The sequence below is a fragment of the Hyphomonas sp. genome (genome assembly GCF_037969335.1).
In the GTDB taxonomy this organism is placed as follows: domain Bacteria; phylum Pseudomonadota; class Alphaproteobacteria; order Caulobacterales; family Hyphomonadaceae; genus Hyphomonas.
In genome coordinates, this window is sequence record NZ_JBBKXE010000006.1 from 37551 (window position 1) to 56469 (window position 18919).

The window sequence follows — 18919 nt, forward strand, 5'->3', positions numbered from 1 at the left end:
GTTTTCGGTGAGGCGTCCGACTCGGGTCAGCTTTTTGCACCGATCCCACCGAGCGAAACGTATTTCCACTCCATGTATTCGTCGAGACCATGTCGGGAACCTTCCCGACCAATTCCCGACTCCTTGACGCCTCCGAACGGAGCAATTTCCGTTGAAATCAACCCATCATTGACCCCAACCATCCCATATTCGAGTTTTTCCATGACGCGCCACATACGTATGGCGTCGGTCGTGAAGAAATATGCGGCGAGACCATAAGGCGTATCATTGGCGAGCCGAACAGCTTCGTCTTCTGTCGCAAAGCGGGAAATGGGCGCTACCGGACCAAATATCTCGGTCCTGAAAATGTCCATGTCGGGCGTGACTTTTGACAGGACAGTAGGGGCGTAGAATGCAGCTCCCGCTGGGTGGCGCCCTCCTCCAACGTGAACCTCAGCCCCCATTGCAACCGCTTGCGTGACGAGAGCGTCGACCTTTGCAACGCCGGCTTGATTGATAATGGGTCCAATATCCGTGCCTGCTTCGTCTCCCCGCCCAACCTTCAGGCCGGAAACGCGCCTCGCAAGTGCGGCAACAAAAGCGTCATGAATTCCATCCTGCACAAGAAGGCGATTGGTACACACACAGGTTTGACCGGCATTCCGAAACTTCGAAGCAATCGCCCCCTCCACTGCGGCATCGATATCAGCATCATCAAACACAATGAACGGCGCATTTCCGCCAAGCTCCATGCTGACGCGCTTGACCGTTGTGGCGCATTTTTCGAGCAGCAGTTTTCCAATCCGGGTCGACCCCGTAAAAGACAGCTTTCGAATTTCGGGTGTTCTGCAGAAGACATCGCCGATGGCCGCTGGATCAGTGGTAGGCACCACCCTGAAAATGTCCGCCGGAATCCCTGCCTGATGCGCCAGATACTCCAGTGCGAGCGCGGAAAGCGGCGTTGCTTCCGCCGGCTTGACGATCATCGCGCAGCCTGCGGCCAGAGCTGGACCGGCCTTGCGGGTGATCATCGCGAGCGGAAAATTCCATGGCGTTATCGCCGCCGAAACACCAACTGGCTGTCGGATTGTCAGCAGTCGTTTGTCAGCTACATGTGCTGGAATAACCTCACCATAGGCACGTCTGGCCTCCTCGGCAAACCATTCAACAAAGGAGGCTGCATAAACGACCTCCCCCATGGATTCGCCAAGCGGTTTCCCGCATTCAAGCGTTACAATCTGAGCTAACTCATCTGCGTGATCGAGAATGAGGTTATTCCAGGCTTTCAATCGGGTTGACCTGACCTTCGCACTCAACCCACTCCATGCAGGCCAAGCGGCGTGCATTTGCGCGATGACTGTTTCGACCTCAACCGCATCATAAGCCTTAACGTTCGCAAGCAAGGTTCCGTCGGCCGGATTGCGAACTTCGAGTCCCCCTTTGGAGGCGGCAAGCGATTGCATGAGCACCGACTTCGCTGATGTCGTACTTTCTAGCATGATCGGGACTTTCGTTTGGGCAGGATGAACGATGGGCGCGAATCATCCGCCATTGCATCGCGCCATTTCTCTGTGATCTTCTGGGCAATACTTGCCCGGTCTGTATCGCGTGCCTAAAGCACCTCGGAATAGAGCTTCAACGCATCATCATAGGTGACGGGCCGTGGATTGTTCTGCATCAGGCGTTCATTGGCTGATGCGTCCTGAGCCATTCTCGGCAGATCATTGTGATTTACGCCAACCTCCGTCAGCCGAAGTGGCGTGCCACTCGCTTCGCAGAGTTCGACCATGCGATCGATAAATGCCGAGGCATCGGCCTTTACACCAACCACGGGCCCGAGCTCCGCATATTGGTCAGCGGCGACCTTCGCATTGAATCTCAGGACGGGCGATAACATCAGCGCATTGGAGACTCCATGCGGAACGTGAAACAAGGCACCCAGTGGATAGGCCATGGCATGAACTGCTGCGACCGGAGCATTCGTGAAGGCCTGACCTGCGATTGTCGCTCCGATAGACATCGCCTCACGCGCGCTGAGGTCATCAGGCCTGTTGCACGCTTGAAGGATGTTATTGGACAGCAACCCCAATGCTTCGCGAGCCAGCGCACAGGAAACCGGGTTGCGGCGCAATCTGGACGTATAGGCCTCGATTGCATGAACCATTGCATCAATGCCTGTTGCCGCAGTGACGCCGCGCGGTGCGGTAAGCGTGAGTCTCGCGTCCACGATCGCGAGATCAGCGAAAAGCTGGTCGGCAACAATGCCAATCTTGCGCATGTCGTCAGACGTAACCACGGAAATGTTGGTGACTTCCGAGCCGGTGCCGGATGTCGTCGGCAACAGGACAAGTGGCGCACGTGGGCCGGTCACCTTGTCAACGCCGTAGACGTCCTCAAGTGACTGATCGCTGTTCAGAAGGACGGCAACAAGTTTGGCCGTATCAAGCGACGAGCCGCCCCCGAATCCGATCACACCATCAGCCCCATGTTCACGCGCCATGCGAACAGCATCCCGAATAATCTGTGCAGGCGGATCTGCTGCGACGTCCTCGAAAACGAGCACCTCACGTCCCGACTCTCGCAGGCTTTCAAGCGCGCCCCCGACAAGACCAGCCGAGATAACCCCCTTGTCCGTTACGAAGACAGGTCGAGTCATCCGATCATCAATCAACTGCCCGATGCGTGACGCGCCACCGCTCTCAAAAATTACGGCGGGTGGTGTCTTGAATGAAAAACCCATCGGCAATCTCCCTATGTCTTGAATTGTAACCAGTTCCGGAAAATGCCCCATTTGTTATATAATGCAATCATATAATGCGTTCTTCGCGACAACTGCGGCTTCAAACGAGAGCGAAACCACGCGGCAAGATTACAATCGCATTCGCCATTTTTCTCGCACGAGCAGGCGCCAGGCGACGAAAAAGTCGCGCCAGTTGCGCGCCATTCGGTCATGCGGCTTTGCGCCACGGCTTTGCCGCTGAAGTGCTCAGCTTTGGCTTCCTAGCGAGACGGACTTCCCGCGCCACAGGAGGCCAAGTCCAATGTCGAGGTTTGGCGAGAATTTGACAACGACACTGATCGCCTCAGCACAAAATTCCGACGACTGCCTGAGCTCCTCGCTCACCTTGTTACTGACTTTGGATTTCAGAAGGGCGTCCAGTCTTTCGTGTTCATTTTGGAGAACTGTCACTCGTGCCGTCACGCCAGCCACAGTCGTCGGCAGCACTGTGTCACGGCCGGACGGCGCAGGCGCCAACGATCATATTGACAGGATTAGTCCTGCTTTGCCATCTCGATCAGCGTTGCAAGCGCGGTTTTCATCATGGCTGTGTGGCCCTCATCCATCGGCGCGATCGCGTAGCAATTATTCACCATGACGGCATGGTCTGAAAACAGGCGCGGTTGCGAGTATTTCTTCGCCAGAGCATCCTTCAATGTGTTCTGGTATTGATCGATCTGAACCTGCATCGCATCTGTCTTTGCCACATCGCCGCCATTCAGGGCGCTCAGGCCGGGGGCCATATGCGCGGCCTGCAGGAAAGCGCCATACGTTGAGAGCGCCGCGCTGACCGTCTCGACATCCGTAGCGCCATATTTGGCTTCAAGGCTGTTCGCCTTCTCGGCGATGAAGGCAAGCGTGGCCTGGCAGCCCGAGATGTCATTGATCGACGGGGCCGCATGGGCAGACAGCGACAGGCACATTGCGATGGTCATCATTGAGAGGGAGCGGACAATCATGGGAGCATTTCCTGAGTTGGCGTGTCCAGCTGCGGGCATTGTGCCCGCAGCGGAACCGGATACCTAATTGGGTGTGCGCATATATTCGAACGCAAACAGGCTGGTGCGGGTTTTCGCATTATAATACTGGCAGTACAGATTTTCACCGCCCGCCGGAGCGAGCGTGCTTGTATTGCCGTGCACGCTGAGCATCGTCATACCGCGGGCTTTCAACTGCTTGTCCCACGCGCCGCTACGGCTGCTATTGCTGCCTTCAGCGCATTCATCAATGCCTTCGGAATTGCCGCAATGCAGCATCATCGCCTTGCCTGTCAGGAAATTCACCGTGTAGGGATATTCTGTCTTTCCCTCGGTCTGGCTGACCGCGCCGGCGCCCGGATTGGCGGACTTGACGCACTGCATTTCCCAGTCATTGGAGCTGCCCATTGCGGCATAGGCGTCGGTGTCGACCTCCATGTAAGCGACCTGGCGCGATTCCAGGGATGGCAGGATGCAGCCATCTGTCAGCGTGGCGGATTTGCGATTGATCAGGCCGGAGCGTGATTCCGTCGAAAACCCGTTCTGGAATGTATAATCGCCGACATTGCCAATCACGATATTGACCGGCTTGACGCTGGCGCATTTGGTCATCGCGATCAGGTTGGCGTCCGGCTTTCCAGACGATGCGGTGGCGGTGGCTGCCGGACCGGCACTGGCGACCGCCGGGGCCTGGGTCGGCGCGCCGGCACCCTTGCCATCAACGGCCTCGACAACCTCCTCTACGGCTTTCTGCTTCAGGCGATCCTTGAATCCGGACAAGCTCTGGGCCTGCGCTGTATTGGCCAGGCACAAAGCCGCGATCAAGGCAGAGCCGGTCGTGAACGTGATTGCGTGTCTCATGTCGTGAACATCCCTTATCGGTTTGACTGACGCGTGTTGTCGCTGCGCCTCGCCGAAATTGAATGTCCCATATGGTACACAGGCTGAAATTTGGCCTGCGCGAGGTCTGCGGCGTCATGTCAGCCCGGCAGGTGGACAATGCGCTTCAGGACGTCATCGGGCTGCTGGTACCAGAGCAAGGCCCCGGCATCGGCGACTTGCTCACACATGATGTTCGGAAAGCCGGCCACCGACTGGGATACCATATTGTGACTGTATTCGGTGTCCTGGTCCCCGTTCAGCAAGCAGATGGGCAGCGTCACCGCGTCCAGGTAGCGATCCCAATCGGACACTTCGGTGCGCAGGTGTTGGACTGGTGTTTCGTGACCATTCTGGAAGGCGCGTACGATGGACAGGCGTGCGAGGCTACGGATTTCAGGTGAGAGCACCGTCGCCTGGTCAATCGGACTATCCTCATAATAATGCGTAATATATTCCTCGTCATAGCCGGCATCCAGCTTGGCCTGGACTGACCTGACATAGAATTTGAGCAAGGCCGGAACGTGCTTCGAGACCAGATAGGGAATGCGTTGCTGGATGCTGACCTGACGAAACTGCCGAGAGGATTTGAGCGGCACGGCAGCGTTCGCGACCACGATCTGGGTCAGTCTTTCCGGCGAAGCCATAGCCAGCGCGAGCGCATAGAGATAGCTCGTGTTCACGCCGATTGCGGGACAACGCCTGATGTGCAGGTCATCGAGCACATTGCAGAGGTCTTCGGCATACCGGGTCACCCGGTCCGGACTCGGGTCGGGGTCCGTCGTCCCCTTATAGCCGGGTAGAAGCGGCATGATGAAGCGCAGGTTTCGCGCGGTGATCAGTTCGCGTTGCTGCTCAGAGAGCAGCGTCCCGCCCATGAACGGATGGAAAAACAGGACTGGCTTGCCATTCGCGGCCCCAAAGAACTCGACCTCAAGCGGCGAGCCGTTGCGCCGCTTGAACAGGTGCGCGCTGGTATCCTGGCGCACCGGCGGGACAATCGGCGTATTCAGGCCCGATGGCATCACGGCGATCTGGGCAAACCCGGCATAGAGGCAGATCAGTTCGGTTTGTGATTTCAGGCCAAGCTTTGCGAGCAGTCGCTTCATCTGATTGCGGACCGTGCCGATGGAACGACCGCGCGAGCGCGCGAGATCATTCAGTGACTGACCTTCGACGACCGCCTGGACAATCACCTGCTCGACCGGGGTGAGCTTGAAGGCGTCGGAAAATCCCGCCCCGGTATGCGATTGCCAGCGCGTCTTGAGGCTTGCCAGATGGGCGACGGACTGGCCGTCCGTATCGACGGCCTTTGACAGCACCATCTTCCAGGGCGTGTCACCATCCTGTCCAAGAAACTCATAGACGCTGATGAAACGACTGGCTGACCGGCTATTGATGGTTTTGAGGTCCTGCATGAATTTGGCGCCGTCATGGCGTGAAAAGAGTTCGAGGTTCAGGAACTGGCCTTCAACAGCGTTCAGCCGCTCAGTCGCAGGCGTGTTGGACCTGAGAATCTTCCCCGTTCGATCGATCAAAAGCGAAGGCTGTGTATCGAGGTCGACCAGCTTGCGCGCAATTGACCTGTTCGGCTCATTCGCCTCCCGGCGCTGCAGCATGTCGAGGGCATTGTCGAAATGGACCTGCAGGTCTTCGAAGAAATGATCGCCGCCCTGAACGGTGTCGTGGTCAAAGACCGGCGACACGGCATCATTGAGCAATTGCAACATCAGATGCAGCCGCTCAGGTTCGACCGCCAGCGTATAGACAAGCTTGATCAACTCGGTTTCGGCACTGCCGTTTTGCGCGTTTGCGTGTGACATCATATTGCGTGTGTATCATTGCAGCCCGTCTCCGCCATAATGCAATCGCACGCGCGCGGCGTGTCTGCTCTTGGACCACGCCGCCACGATCTCATTTTGCCCACATGGGCGAAAGGCAGGACGCCCCCCTCTCGCAGACGCGTTGGCATCGCCCTGCCCCAGCCCGCTGTCGCGGGGCTGTCCGGGAGACCAGAGCGCTGAAGCGTGTCCAGTTGATGCGACCGGCCCGGCTCGTCTCCGGTCACGCGTGCCCCCTGCCGGGATCACGCGCGCTGCGGGGGCTCGCCGGCTGGGGCCGCGCCGCATGCGTCCCACTGGCCTTTCGGCCAGAGGGGTCATGGGCACGAGACAGGATGCTGGCCCGCATATTGGCGTCCGGAACGGAGGGTTTGATCCTGTATGACGGATCAGCCGTTGAGAGCGTGAAGAGCAGCTGGGCAACCACACGCACGGCTTCCGGTCTGATGGGTAATGTCCAGACGTACTCGTTCAGGCACACCGTCGCCCGATGGCTCAGGAAGCAAAGTGTTCCCGCTTGGGACGTTGCGGCCCAGCTCGGCCACAAAGCGCCGGATTACTCGACGACCGATATCTATGCGCCATTCGATCCTGCATACCTCACGAAGACGACAGCAGCGATCGACCTTTTTGTGCCAAGTCGCGCACCAATTGCGCGCCAGTTCGATGTCGGGATTCTTGCTAAACGAGGCCTAATGCCTTGTTTCCAGTGGTGCCGGTTGAGAGACTCGAACTCCCGACCCTCTGATTACAAATCAGATGCTCTACCAGCTGAGCTAAACCGGCGGCTGGAGGGGTGTCACTACTTCGATCGGCGCCGGGGCGCAAGTGGGGTTTCCAGTCGCGTTGGTTAGCCAGCCAGCCGGGGCTGGTACGCGCCAAACCGGTCGAACGCCGCGAACACATCGCTGACGCCGTCGAGACTCTCCATCGATCTCAGCAACCGGTCCATCACGGCAACATCGAAGGTAAACACCATATAGGCGCCGTCTGTTTGCGTGCATGTGCCGCCCAGCGCCCTGAACAGGCTGCGGGCTTTCTTGTTCTCCGAAAGCACATTGGCTTCAAGCGTGTGAATCCCCGCCGCCAGGCAGTCTGATGCAATGGTCGCCATCAGGATTCGCGCCAGCCCGGTATTGTGAAACGCGTCGAGTGTGGCAATCGCCAGTTCCGCGACGCCGGTTTTCGGATCGCGAATCACCCGGACGACCCCGATGGCCGGCAGGTCGTGTTCGGACAGGTCCAGCGCACCCCAGGCGAGATGGTGGACGCCATCGACCGCCAGGAGGCGCTCCAGCACCGATTCGGGCACCTTTTTCATGCCAGAGAAGAAGCGGTAATAGCGCGACTGGTCCGACAGGTTGGCGATGCTTTCGCGTATGCGCAGGCCGTCCTGTGGCCGGATCGGCCTCAGGTAGATGCGCTTGCCCGTCTTGAGGCTCGTATAGATGGCTCGGTTGTCCATGCCCCATATGTTGCACTGCAACATGGAGAAACAAAGGCAGGATTGCAGTCTCACGGATATTTCATGTTCCGCCTGCCGGGGGCCGCTGGACACGAATTCTCGCAATCACCTTGCAACCGCCCCATTCGCCACGCGGCTTGCACCTTTCGGCCCCAATTCATGCGTAGGTCCAGTATCAACAATTGTATATGCAAGAAGGAACACGCCATGAAACGCTCGATGATCGCCCTTGCCGGCCTGACTGTCGCGGCCGTGATGCAGGCCCCTGCCTTTGGCCAAGTGCCACCGCCGCCCCCAACGGGGCCCGCCCAGATTACCCACGAAAAAGCCTGTGAGGACGTGACTGTATCGGTCTATTTCTCGGCTTACGAAACCATGCTGTCATCCTACTCGATGCGCGCCGTGAACGCGGCCAGCGACCGCCTTGCGGGCTGCGCCGTGACCAAGATCAATGCCGATGTCGTGTCGGAAGAGGCGCATGCCGATGAGGACCTCGCCGCCCTGTCCGAAGCGCGCGCAACCGCTGTGCTCGACGCCTTCAGTGCCCGCGGCATCCGTGCGCCGGACGTCCACATGGACATCACCCCGAAGGTCGATGCCACCATGCCGATGCGCGCAAAGGCCCCGCTGGCCCGCCGCGTTGACGTCGTGCTGACGGCCGAACCCGGTTACGGCCTGTAATTCCTGCTTCCCTTGGCTGGACCGAAGGGGTGTCACCGCTCCCCTTTGTCCACCGCACTGCCCCGGAAGGCCCCAATGGCCGTCCGGGGCTTTTCTTTGCTCCGGATGCCTAGTCGAAGAAGGACAGGACCGCCCCGGCAAGGCCGAGCGACACGAGGACATGGCCCCAGTCGACCAACAGGCCCGGCAGGTAATGATAGAAGCCGCAGACAAAATCATAGGCCAGGATCGGGAAGGCCACGACCACGGCCAGCATCAGGGCTGTCGATACGCAGGCGGCAAGGCCCTTGGCGCCCTTGAGCTTCAGCACCCAGCCGAGCCCGAAGGCCAGCACCAGTTCGATCAGGAAACCGCCAGCCATCCAGGCCGGATTGGCGTCTGCCGCGATATCCGCCGTATAGCCGCGGGCGGCCATCCAATGGCCTGAAAACAGCATTCCGTAGAAGACGAATCCGACGAAGAACATGACAATGGCGGCCAGCAGGACACCCAGCAGGTTCACTCCACTGAGTCTTGGCATGTTAAATCCTCCCAAGTTTCTTTCTTTTCCGGCTCAGCCCGCTTAAAAGTCCCGTTCCAGCGGGCAGCCGACCCGAATATTGCCTCAAAACGCCCTAAGCGGAAAGAAAACACGCCCATGACGCGACCCCGGCGCATCCTGATTACGTACGCCCTGCCCTATATCAACGGCATCAAGCACCTCGGAAACCTGGCCGGCTCAATGCTGCCCGCCGACGTCTATGCGCGCACCATGCGCCTGCTCGGCCATGACGTGACCTATATCTGCGCCACCGACGAGCACGGCACGCCGGCCGAACTGGCGGCGCAGTCAATGCAGATCCCGGTCCAGCAATATTGCGACGAACAATACGCCATCCAGCGCAAGGCGGGCGAAGGCTTCAACCTGTCCTTCGACTGGTTCGGGCGCTCGTCGCGGCCTGCCAACCATGCCTTGACCCAGCATTTCGCGCAGGCGCTCGAGGCGCGCGGCCTGATCGAGGAGCGCACCAGCCAACAGGTCTATTCGGTCGATGATGGCCGCTTCCTGCCCGACCGCTATGTTGAGGGCACGTGCCCGCATTGCGGGTTCGAGAAGGCGCGCGGCGACCAGTGCGACAATTGCGGGCGCCTGCTCGACCCGGTCGACCTGATCGATCCCTATTCCTCGGTCTCTGGCAGCAAGAATATCGAGATCCGCGATACCAACCATCTCTACCTGCTGCAGGAGAAGTCGCAGGACGAAATCCGCGCCTGGGTGAACAAGAAAGGTGCCAACTGGCCGAGCCTCGCGGTGTCCATCGCCAACAAGTGGCTCGACGAGGGCCTGATCGCCCGCGCGATCACGCGCGACCTGTCATGGGGCGTGGAAGTGATCGGGACCGACGGCAAAGTGCGGCCCGGCTACGAGAACAAGGTGTTCTATGTCTGGTTCGATGCACCAATCGGCTATATCGCGGCGACCCAGGAATGGGCTGCAGCCACCGGCGGTGACTGGGAAGCCCTCTGGCGCACGGACAAGGGCGCCGACGAGACCGAGTATGTCCAGTTCATGGGCAAGGACAATGTCGCCTTCCACACGGTGAGTTTCCCGGTCACGCTGCTGGGCAGCGGCGAGCCGTGGAAGACGGTCGACAAGCTGAAGGCGTTCAACTGGGTCACCTGGTATGGCGGCAAGTTCTCGACCAGCAACAAGCGCGGCGTGTTCATGGACCAGGCGCTGGACCTGCTGCCGGCTGATTACTGGCGCTGGTACCTGATCGCCAATTCGCCGGAAGGTTCCGACGCGGCCTTTACATGGGAAGGCTTCCAGGCGGCGGTCAATTCAGACCTCGCCAACGTGCTCGGAAATTTCGTCAACCGGATCACCAAATATTGCGTCGCCAAGTTCGACGGCAAGGTGCCCGATGGCGGCGAGCCGGGCGAGGCCGAGGCATGGATCACGGCCGAACTGGCCGAGCGCCTGCCGCGCCTGATCGACTATTACGAGGCCATGGAGTTCCGCAAGGCGGCTGCCGAGACGCGCGCGATCTGGGCCGCCGGCAATGAATACCTGACCAAGGCCGAGCCATGGGTGAAGTACAAGTCGGACGTCGATGCGGCGGCTGTCGGCGTGCGCACGGGCCTGAACCTGGCGGCGCTGTTCGGCATCCTGTGCCTGCCGATCATTCCGGAAACGGGCGCGAAGATTCTCGATGCGCTGGGCATTCCGCAGGAACACTGGAACTTCAACTTCCGAATCCCGGAAGCCGTGCTGAACGCCCTGCCGACCGGCCTGGCGATTACGCCGCCAGACGTGCTGTTCCAGAAGATCGAGGACGAGCAGGTGGCGGCGTGGACCGAACAGTTCGGTGGCGGAAACCAGGCCTAATTGATCGTCGGCGTTTCAGCAGGCAGTGTCGGCTCCCAGTGCGTTGCCGGCGGGAACACGTCATCAATGCTGCCCCGGATCGACGGCCCGTAGAGCGGGTTTGGCAGGACGAACCAGCCATTGCCCCAGAGGCTGGCGACAGCGGGCGCCTCGGTCAATTCCCGGCGTTCAGCCACGCTCAATGCCTTGTCATTGAACGGGTCGGCAATATCGCCCAACTGGTCGCCGACGAGCGCGATCACGCAATAATTTTCCGAGATCATGGCGCGGCGGCCATCCTTGCCGGACCCGTCAGGCGCATCACCGCGCAAGAACAGGGTTTCGCCATGGGAGAAGTCGCCAATTCCTGCGGCACGCAATGTCTCCGCTGTCCCAACCGCATTCACGGCCTCGCGGTTCGTATTCACGATCACCGTCACACCCGCCGCGCGGATGCGGTCAAGCCCCGCCAGCGCGCCAGGAATAGGCACGGCCTTGCCGGCACCTGTCTTCTCCCAATTATCCCAGATGGCAGGATCGAAGCTGGTTCCGGTGCGCATGAAATAGCCCGTCGCGCCGAGGTTCCAGATCAGGGTCTCGTCCGCGTCGAACACCGCCGCCAGCGGCTTGCCTTCGCAGGCGAGGAATGACGGCTCGCCGGGGCTGCTGTCCGCCGCGAGCACAACGCCATGGGCTGGCGCGCTAGCGGCTGTCGCTTCGACATAGCCGGCAATGCTTGCCCAGGTCTGGCGCATCGTCACGCTAGCCTCGGCTGAGCCGTGCAGCCATTGGGCGGCAGGTGTCGGAGCGGGTGCATCGACGACGCTTTCCGCTTGCGGCACCTCGATCGGGCTATCCGCTACGGGGGCTTTAACAGGCGCTGTCTGGCAGGCCGCCAGCAACGCCACGAAGGCAAGGCTCATGATCTGTTTCATGCCGCCTATTTCAGACAATCATCCGGAAAAGTCCACTCCAACTTCCTGCGCCGACATCCCCATCGGGCGGCCCGTGGGGTGCGGCGGCGAAGGTGGCGCGGGCGGATGCAATGGCCCGAGCGTATGGCTATGGCTATTGGCGTTGGCTGGCTGCCAGGCCAGCGCCGCCCGCGCGATCGGATTTTATGGTCTGGTTATGACAGTTTGGGTGTACCCGTTTGTTTCTGCCCGATGCCGCCATGCGCCCAACATTCCTGCCCGTCGACAGTTCCGATACAGCGCCGCCCGATCCCGCCACTTCCCCGACCGACCGGCGCCGGTCGGGCCTTAGTGAAGCAACGATGGGCCTAGTATGCGCGCATTTGGGTAACGGTCAGAAAGACAGGCGCATATTTCCTGTGCGCTGTTGTCGGTACGGGCCGTTCCGTGGTGCGCGTGTGGGAAAGAGGCGCGCCTCTCCCCTTTTTCTCAGCTCCGCTCGAACACGACGGCCAGATTGTTGGCCGGCATTTCAACGACGCTCTGCAAGACAAGCCCCGCCAGAGACGCGAGCGGCAGCAGTTCGAGATCAAGGTCGCGCACACCCCAGTCCGGGTTGCGGCGCTTCAGGTTTTCGCGGAACGCCGCATTCGACGGGGCGATGATCCCCTTGCGGGCAAAAGGCCCGTACAGGAACAGCTTGCCCCCCGTATCCATCATCCGCCCTGCCCCCGCGAAGAGGCCCTCAGCCACCGCGAAGGGCGCGATGTGCACCATGTTCATCGACACGACCGCATTCCATGGCCGGGCGGCTTCCGCCTCACCCCAGTCAGGGAGGCTCGCGTCGAGGACCAGCGGTCCGTGCAGGCGGTCATGCCCGCTGGCGGCCCGCCAAGCCTGCTGGCTATCAAGGCCGACCTGATCGATATCGGAATAGGTCCAGTCGAGGCCGGGCAAGGCCTCCGTCAGGAAGGCGCCATGCTCGCCCGTGCCGGACGCGATCTCAAGGACCCGGCCGTCACGCGCAACATGCGACGCGAACACGTCGCGTATCGGTTCGCGGTTGCGCGCGACCGAAGGCGAAAAGCGCCGCCCGTCCTCGCCAGTCTCGCGGGCTTCCAGCGCGACTGGCTTGGCGGGCGTGTCGCTCATGCGCGGGCCGTGAACCGGGCCCGAAGTTCCGGCTTCAGTATCTTGCCGTTCGCATTGCGCGGCAGCGGATCATCCTGGAACTGGATCTCGACCGGCACCTTGAACGCGGCAAGAAGGTCTGCCACGTGCGCACGCAGCTCGTCCTGCGACACGGTCTTGCCAGGCTTCAGCTGAACCACGGCGCCAACCTCTTCGCCCATGATCTTGTGCGGAATGCCGACAACGGCCGCATCCATCACAGCCGGATGATCGTAAAGGGCGCTCTCGACTTCGATACAATAGATGTTCTCGCCGCCACGGATCAGCATGTCCTTGGCCCGGTCGACCAGGAAGAGGAAACCTTCCTCGTCAATACGCGCAAGGTCACCCGTAACCACCCAGCCATCGCGGAAGGTTTCGGCGGTCGCCTCGGGCCGGTTCCAGTAGCGCTTGCAGTTGGATGGGCTCTTGCACCACAATTCGCCGACTTCGCCCTGCGGCAGGGACTTGCCGTCCGGGTCGCAGATCTTGAGTTCCACCGCATTCGGCGGCGCACCGGCGCTGTTGGGCCGGTTCACATAATCTTCGCCGATATTCAGCGTGGCCGTGGCGCAGGTTTCCGTCATGCCCCAGCCATTGCCAGGGGCTGCATCCGGGAACCGCTTCTTGATCGTCGACACGAGCTCCGGCGCCGACGGGGCGCCGCCATAGGAAATCGCCTTGATCGTCGACAGGTCATATTTGTCCCGGTCCGGATGTTCCAGCAGCTGCCAGGCAATCGCCGGCACCCCGCCAACGGAGGTGAGCTTTTCCCGTTCGATGATCGGCAAGGCTTCGCCCGCATCCCACTTGTACATGGAAACAATCTTGTCGCCGCGCATCAGCGACGGGATCAGGATCGCAAAGGCGCCCGTGGCATGGAAGAACGGAATGGCCAGAAGCGTACCGCCCTGCACATCCGGATCCGGCTCGGGGATCGCTTCACCGCGGCGCAGCAACATGCGCGCCTGACAGGTCGACGAATTGAACATGTTGGAGATCACGGCGCGGTGCGACGCAAGTGCGCCTTTCGGCTTCCCGGTCGTGCCCGACGTGTACATGATCGTGGCATCGTCGTCCGGCAGCAGCGTCACATCCGGCAGGCCGATTTCTTTCAGATTGGCCCAGCTGTTCGCCTCACCAATATATTGTTCGAGGCTGGCGATACGCGGGTCGTTGTGCTCCTCGCCTTTATCCCGGGCGATGACGATATGTTCGAGGTCCGGCAGGTCTTTCAAATGGTCGCGCATGCGCTCGAATATCTGAGGATCGACAACCGCCAGCTTCACACCGGCGAATGACAGGCCGTATTCCAGTTCTTCACCCGTCCACCAGGAATTCATCGGCGTCGCAATGGCGCCCAGGCTTGAGGCCGCAAAGAAGGCCACAGGCCATTGTGGATAGTTGCGCATGATGATCGCAACGCGGTCGCCCTTCTTGATGCCGTAAGTGTCTCGCAGCACGGCGGCAAAGTTCTGGACGGCGAGCATCAAGGCCTTGTACGTCACGCGCTCGTCTTCGTAGACGATGTAATCGCGCTCGGGCCAGGTCGCGGCCGCCATTTCCAGGATCGACCGGATGGTCGGCGGCGCGTTGGCATAAAGTTTCATCTTCACGCCATTGATTTCACCGTCCACCAGTTCCAGCGGTGAACCGGGGCCAGCAAGGGCAGCATTGGCATCAGCAATGGAGATGACGGGCCATGTCGGCGCAGCGGTGTCAGCGGGCATTCAGTATCCTCCGGTGTTTTCTGTTCTGATCCACAGAAACCACGCCCGATCCGGGGATAACAGTACCCTTAGTGCGGAAACCTGCATTTCCGGACAAAAAAATGCCCCGGAGCCATGGCAACGGGGCATTTTGAGGCACGATGTCGCAGAAAACCTATTTCCCGAAATCGCAGAACCGCAATTGTCGCACGGTGCCGTCGCGTTCCACAGCGTCATAGGCTCGCCCTGTCAGTTCTTCGCCTTCACACAGGTAGCCGATGTCATACATGGCGATCAGCGCTTCATTGTCGGGCGACAGGTCATTGGCGATCATCAGGTCGATGGCATCTTCATGCAGGCCCAGTTCCATGAGGAAATTGAATTTCTGGAGCTTGCTCGTTTCCGGTTGGGTCAGCTGGGTTTCGAACGTGGTCACCTTGCTGCGGGCCGAATCGAGCATCGGCATCGCTGCCGTGTACCAGGCGGAATCGCCATAGGAATCGACAATTTCCTGAAAGTCCTCGACCGCGCCCAGCGCGTCGTAGCCACCCGGGCCAAAGCGGAGCTCACCGCGCCGGAACAACGCCTCGGCATACTCGTCCTTGCTCAAGGCCGGGCTGCCAAGCAGCTGGGTCAGGCGGTCGTTCGCGGCCTGTGTGTTGCCGCCCTCAACGAGCCCTTCAACCGTCTGCATTGCCAGTTCAAAAGCCGATTCCGGGGCGGTCGTGGCAATCGCGGCATCGCTGCCTCCGGGAACCTTGCCAGTTTCAGGCGCTGAGGCGCAGGCCGCCAGCATGAGCGCCGACGCGGCGGCGAAGAGGGAAATACGGATCATCTGTTTGGCTCCATCAGGATTCTGGTTTGGGCAGGCGGTGAACTTCACTAGCCGGGGAAGAAGTGCGCAGGCAGGGCGGATTTGTGGAGAAAGTGTGTTTCCTTCGGTCGATCCGGTGTTCAGGCACCCGGCCCGGAGCACCAATGCAGGCTCTCAAGGTCAGGCCGCATGTCGCCCAGCGTGTAGACCGGCGTTTTGCCACCTGCATCCCGGCAGACAAATCCGGCTGCTGCCAGCTTGACGATCTCGGCCTCGTTCGGGCTGAGGCCGGACTTGCGATAGCGCGCCACCGGCACGTCACGCTCGCCCAGGACCCACATGCTGTCGAACCATTGGGTCAGGCTCAGCATGCGCTTAAGGCCAGCTTCGATGGTCTCGACATCTGTCCGGGCGAATGCCAGTTCTTCCTTGGCATTCGGCACCAGCGGATGATTGGGCGCCAGTTTCAGCATCGCCTCGAAATCCTCGACGGCACCGCGGCGATTGTCGCCCGCCTGGCGGCGCAGGCTGCCGCGCGCATACAGCACCCGCGCCCGCTGGTCATCGGACAGGCTCGCGTTCGACAAGAGTTCGGACAAGGTCGCGTCTGCGGCGTAGGGATTGGTATCGGACCGCGCATCGGACATGGCTGTTTGGAAGGCTGGCCCCATGCCTGCAGGCCCTGTGGCGCAGGCCGCGAGCAATGCGACGAGCATCAGCGCGCACAAGGGAATCATTCTGGACATCATGCGACGGACACTACTACCGGCCAGACTCGCCGGACAAATTGCATTTCCGTCATGCGCGGGCGAGCCGGTCGATTTCGGCAATGTCACCGCGCCCGAGTGCCTCGATCGCACGCGCCGCGATGTGCCGGGCGGTGAGGCACGCCTCTTCGTACATGGCCTGCGGTGTATCCTGGTTCTGGAACACGTCCGGCAGCGTCATCGGGCGTATTTTGAGGCCCCGGTCGAGCGCGCCAACCTTGGCGAGATGCTCCAGCACGAAACTGCCGAAGCCACCGGTCGCGCCTTCTTCCAGCGTGATCAGCACTTCATGGTCCCGGGCGAGGCGTTCGACGAGGTCGGTATCAAGCGGTTTGGCAAAGCGCGCATCGGCGACCGTCACGGACAGGCCTTGCGCCGACAGCATCTCGGCGGCCTTCAGCGCCTCCTGCAGGCGTGTGCCATAGGAGAGGAGCGCGATTGTCGTGCCCTCGCGCAGGATGCGGCCCTTGCCGATTTCGAGCGGCAGCAGCAATTCGGGAATGACCGCGCCCGTGCCCTCGCCGCGCGGATAGCGGAAGGCGCTCGGCCCATCGTCGATTTGCGCAGCCGTCACGACCATGCGCGCGAGTTCGCACTCGTCGGCGGCGGCCATGCAGATCATGCCCGGCAGGGCGCCAAGGAAACCGATGTCGAAACTGCCGGCATGGGTCGGGCCGTCGGCACCGACGAGACCGGCGCGGTCGATCGCAAAACGCACCGGCAGGCGCTGGATTGCCACGTCATGCACGACCTGATCATAGCCGCGCTGGAGGAAGGTCGAGTAGATCGCCGCGAAGGGGCGCATGCCATCGGCCGCGAGGCCCGCCGCGAAGGTCACCGCATGCTGTTCGGCGATACCGACATCGAAACTGCGGTCCGGGAAAACCTTCTCGAAAACATCCGTACTCGTACCTGATGGCATGGCGGCGGTGATCGTGCAGATCTTGTCGTCCGTCTCGGCCAGCTTCACGAGCGTTTGCCCGAAGACCTTCTGATAGGCCGGCGCAGACGGTTTGGCCTTGGCCTGCTCGCCGGTGATGACCGAAAATTTCGATACGCCGTGATACTTGTCAGCGGAATTCTCCGCGTGGGCATAGCCCTTGCCCTTCTGGGTGACCGCATGGATCAGGATCGGGCCTTCACGCATCGCTTTCACGTTCTCGAGGATCGGGATCAGCGTATCGAGATCGTGGCCGTCAATCGGGCCGATATAGTAGAAGCCCAGTTCCTCGAACAGGGTGCCGCCCATGGCGAAGCCGCGAAGGTATTCCTCGGCGCGCCGCGCTGGCGATTCCAGGCCAATCGGGCTGACAACTTTCTTGGCGATCCGGCGCAGGCCACGATAGGGCCGCGAGGAGACAAGCTTGGACAAGTAATTGCTCATCGCGCCGACAGGCGGTGCAATCGACATGTCGTTATCGTTGAGGATGACGATCAGGCGCGACTTGTCGGCGCCGGCATTGTTCATTGCCTCATAGGCCATGCCGGCGGTCATCGCGCCGTCACCGATGACGCAGATGACATTGTTGTCCTTGCCCTGCAGGTCACGTGCCTTGGCAAAGCCGAAGCCCGCCGAAATGGAAGTCGCCGCATGCGCCGCGCCGAATGGATCGTATTCGCTCTCGTCGCGCTTGGTGAAGCCGGACAGGCCGCCCCCCTGGCGAAGGGTGCGCATCTGGTCCCGGCGTCCGGTGAGAATCTTGTGCGGATAGCACTGGTGGCCGACATCGAGGATCAGCTTGTCGGCAGGCGCGTCAAACACGGCATGGATCGCCACGGTCAGCTCAACCACGCCCAGGCCGGAACCGAGATGCCCGCCGGTCACCGACACGACATCGATGACTTCCTCGCGCACTTCCTGCGCAATCTGTTTCAATTCGGCGCGCGACCGCCCTTTCAGGTCGTCGGGCGAATTGATCGCATCGAGGAGCCGGTTCGGGCTAAGTTTGGTCATCTATCCATGGACCCTTGAATATTCGCTGACTGCCGAGAGACAGCCCATTTGGGGTTATATTATGACTCGCCCTATTTAACGGGTTCTATCCAATACAAAATCAACCGATTGCAGTAAAATATCGGCGCGATCACGAAATATAGCGAGATGTTCCTTCGCCTGAGCGGCGAGAAGCCGCACACGCTGACGGGCACCATCAATGCCCAAAAGGGTCACAAAGTTCGCTTTTCCAGCGATTTCGTCGGTTCGCAGCGGCTTGCCGACCTCTTTTTCGTTGCCCGTTGCATCGAGCAGGTCATCGGCGATCTGGTAGGCCAGGCCAAGGTCATTCGAGAACCCGGCGAGCGCATTGCGCTCGGGTTCACGGGCACCGCCGATAATGCCGGCCGCTTCGGTTGCGTAGGAAATCAGCGCACCGGTCTTCAGGCGCTGCATCCGGGTGATCGTGTTGAGGTCGCGGGGACTGTCCTCTTCCAGCATGTCGATCATCTGGCCGCCGACCATGCCGCGCGCACCCGCCGCATCTGCCAGCCGCTCGATCAGCATGGTCCGGACCGTCGCGTCGTCATGTGTTTCGCTGGAGGCCAGTATCTTGAAGGCCAGAGTCAGCAGCGCGTCGCCCGCCAGAACTGCCGTCGATTCG

16 protein-coding genes and 1 tRNA gene are annotated in these 18919 nt (G+C 60.7%); 2 read left to right on the forward strand and 15 right to left on the reverse strand.

Features of this window, described 5'->3' with window-relative positions; translation table 11 throughout:
• Positions 1-26: 26 nt before the first annotated feature.
• From AADA04_RS00420 to AADA04_RS00450, 7 genes are all read right to left on the reverse strand, one after another.
• Entirely contained in the window at positions 27-1478 is a 1452-nt protein-coding gene (locus tag AADA04_RS00420; RefSeq protein WP_340691250.1) for an NAD-dependent succinate-semialdehyde dehydrogenase, read from the reverse strand.
• Positions 1479-1591: 113 nt separating this feature from the next.
• Positions 1592-2719, reverse strand: coding sequence for an iron-containing alcohol dehydrogenase (locus tag AADA04_RS00425; protein WP_340691251.1), 1128 nt, complete (start codon positions 2717-2719; stop codon positions 1592-1594).
• 533 nt (positions 2720-3252) lie between these two features.
• Positions 3253-3717, reverse strand: a complete 465-nt coding sequence (locus tag AADA04_RS00430) for a hypothetical protein (RefSeq protein WP_340691252.1) — start codon at positions 3715-3717, stop codon at positions 3253-3255.
• Positions 3718-3780: 63 nt separating this feature from the next.
• The gene (locus AADA04_RS00435; RefSeq protein WP_340691253.1) at positions 3781-4596 is read right to left on the reverse strand and encodes a hypothetical protein; all 816 of its coding nucleotides are present in this window, start codon (positions 4594-4596) and stop codon (positions 3781-3783) included.
• 119 nt (positions 4597-4715) lie between these two features.
• Positions 4716-6440 (reverse strand): LuxR C-terminal-related transcriptional regulator, encoded by a 1725-nt coding sequence (locus AADA04_RS00440; RefSeq protein ID WP_340691254.1) that lies wholly within the window; start codon positions 6438-6440, stop codon positions 4716-4718.
• A gap of 725 nt (positions 6441-7165) precedes the next feature.
• Positions 7166-7241 (reverse strand) — tRNA-Thr (locus tag AADA04_RS00445).
• Between the two features lie 64 nt (positions 7242-7305).
• Positions 7306-7920 carry a GNAT family N-acetyltransferase gene (locus AADA04_RS00450; RefSeq protein ID WP_340691255.1) on the reverse strand — a complete coding sequence of 205 codons (615 nt, stop codon included), beginning with the start codon at positions 7918-7920 and terminating at the stop codon, positions 7306-7308.
• A gap of 207 nt (positions 7921-8127) precedes the next feature.
• Between AADA04_RS00450 and AADA04_RS00455 the strand changes: the two genes are divergently transcribed.
• Entirely contained in the window at positions 8128-8601 is a 474-nt protein-coding gene (locus AADA04_RS00455) for a hypothetical protein (protein WP_340691256.1), read from the forward strand.
• 109 nt (positions 8602-8710) lie between these two features.
• Here AADA04_RS00455 and AADA04_RS00460 read toward each other — a convergent pair whose 3' ends face one another.
• Entirely contained in the window at positions 8711-9121 is a 411-nt protein-coding gene (locus AADA04_RS00460) for a DUF1761 domain-containing protein (RefSeq protein ID WP_340691257.1), read from the reverse strand.
• A 117-nt stretch (positions 9122-9238) separates the two neighbouring features.
• Here AADA04_RS00460 and metG point away from each other — a divergent pair, with 117 nt between their 5' ends.
• Positions 9239-10969 carry a methionine--tRNA ligase gene (gene metG, locus AADA04_RS00465; protein WP_340691258.1) on the forward strand — a complete coding sequence of 577 codons (1731 nt, stop codon included), beginning with the start codon at positions 9239-9241 and terminating at the stop codon, positions 10967-10969.
• Here the strand turns inward: metG and AADA04_RS00470 are convergent.
• The 7 genes from AADA04_RS00470 to AADA04_RS00500 form a co-directional block, all read right to left on the reverse strand.
• Positions 10966-11883, reverse strand: a complete 918-nt coding sequence (locus AADA04_RS00470) for an HAD family acid phosphatase (protein ID WP_340691259.1) — start codon at positions 11881-11883, stop codon at positions 10966-10968. The two genes, metG and AADA04_RS00470, sit on opposite strands and share 4 nt — an antisense overlap.
• 468 nt (positions 11884-12351) lie before the next feature.
• A complete protein-coding gene (locus tag AADA04_RS00475; protein WP_340691260.1) occupies positions 12352-13014 on the reverse strand; it encodes a DUF938 domain-containing protein in 663 nt (220 codons plus the stop codon).
• Complete coding sequence (locus AADA04_RS00480) at positions 13011-14762, reverse strand: class I adenylate-forming enzyme family protein (protein ID WP_340691261.1); 1752 nt, start codon at positions 14760-14762, stop codon at positions 13011-13013. Before AADA04_RS00480 ends, AADA04_RS00475 begins: the two co-directional genes overlap by 4 nt.
• 154 nt (positions 14763-14916) lie before the next feature.
• Positions 14917-15576 carry a hypothetical protein gene (locus AADA04_RS00485; protein ID WP_340691262.1) on the reverse strand — a complete coding sequence of 220 codons (660 nt, stop codon included), beginning with the start codon at positions 15574-15576 and terminating at the stop codon, positions 14917-14919.
• A gap of 119 nt (positions 15577-15695) precedes the next feature.
• Entirely contained in the window at positions 15696-16292 is a 597-nt protein-coding gene (locus AADA04_RS00490; RefSeq protein ID WP_340691263.1) for a hypothetical protein, read from the reverse strand.
• Between the two features lie 61 nt (positions 16293-16353).
• On the reverse strand, positions 16354-18276 hold the full coding sequence (gene dxs / locus AADA04_RS00495) for a 1-deoxy-D-xylulose-5-phosphate synthase (protein WP_340691264.1): 1923 nt from the start codon (positions 18274-18276) through the stop codon (positions 16354-16356).
• 75 nt (positions 18277-18351) lie between these two features.
• Positions 18352-18919: polyprenyl synthetase family protein (locus AADA04_RS00500; protein ID WP_340691265.1), on the reverse strand; the 568-nt coding region annotated here is incomplete at its 5' end.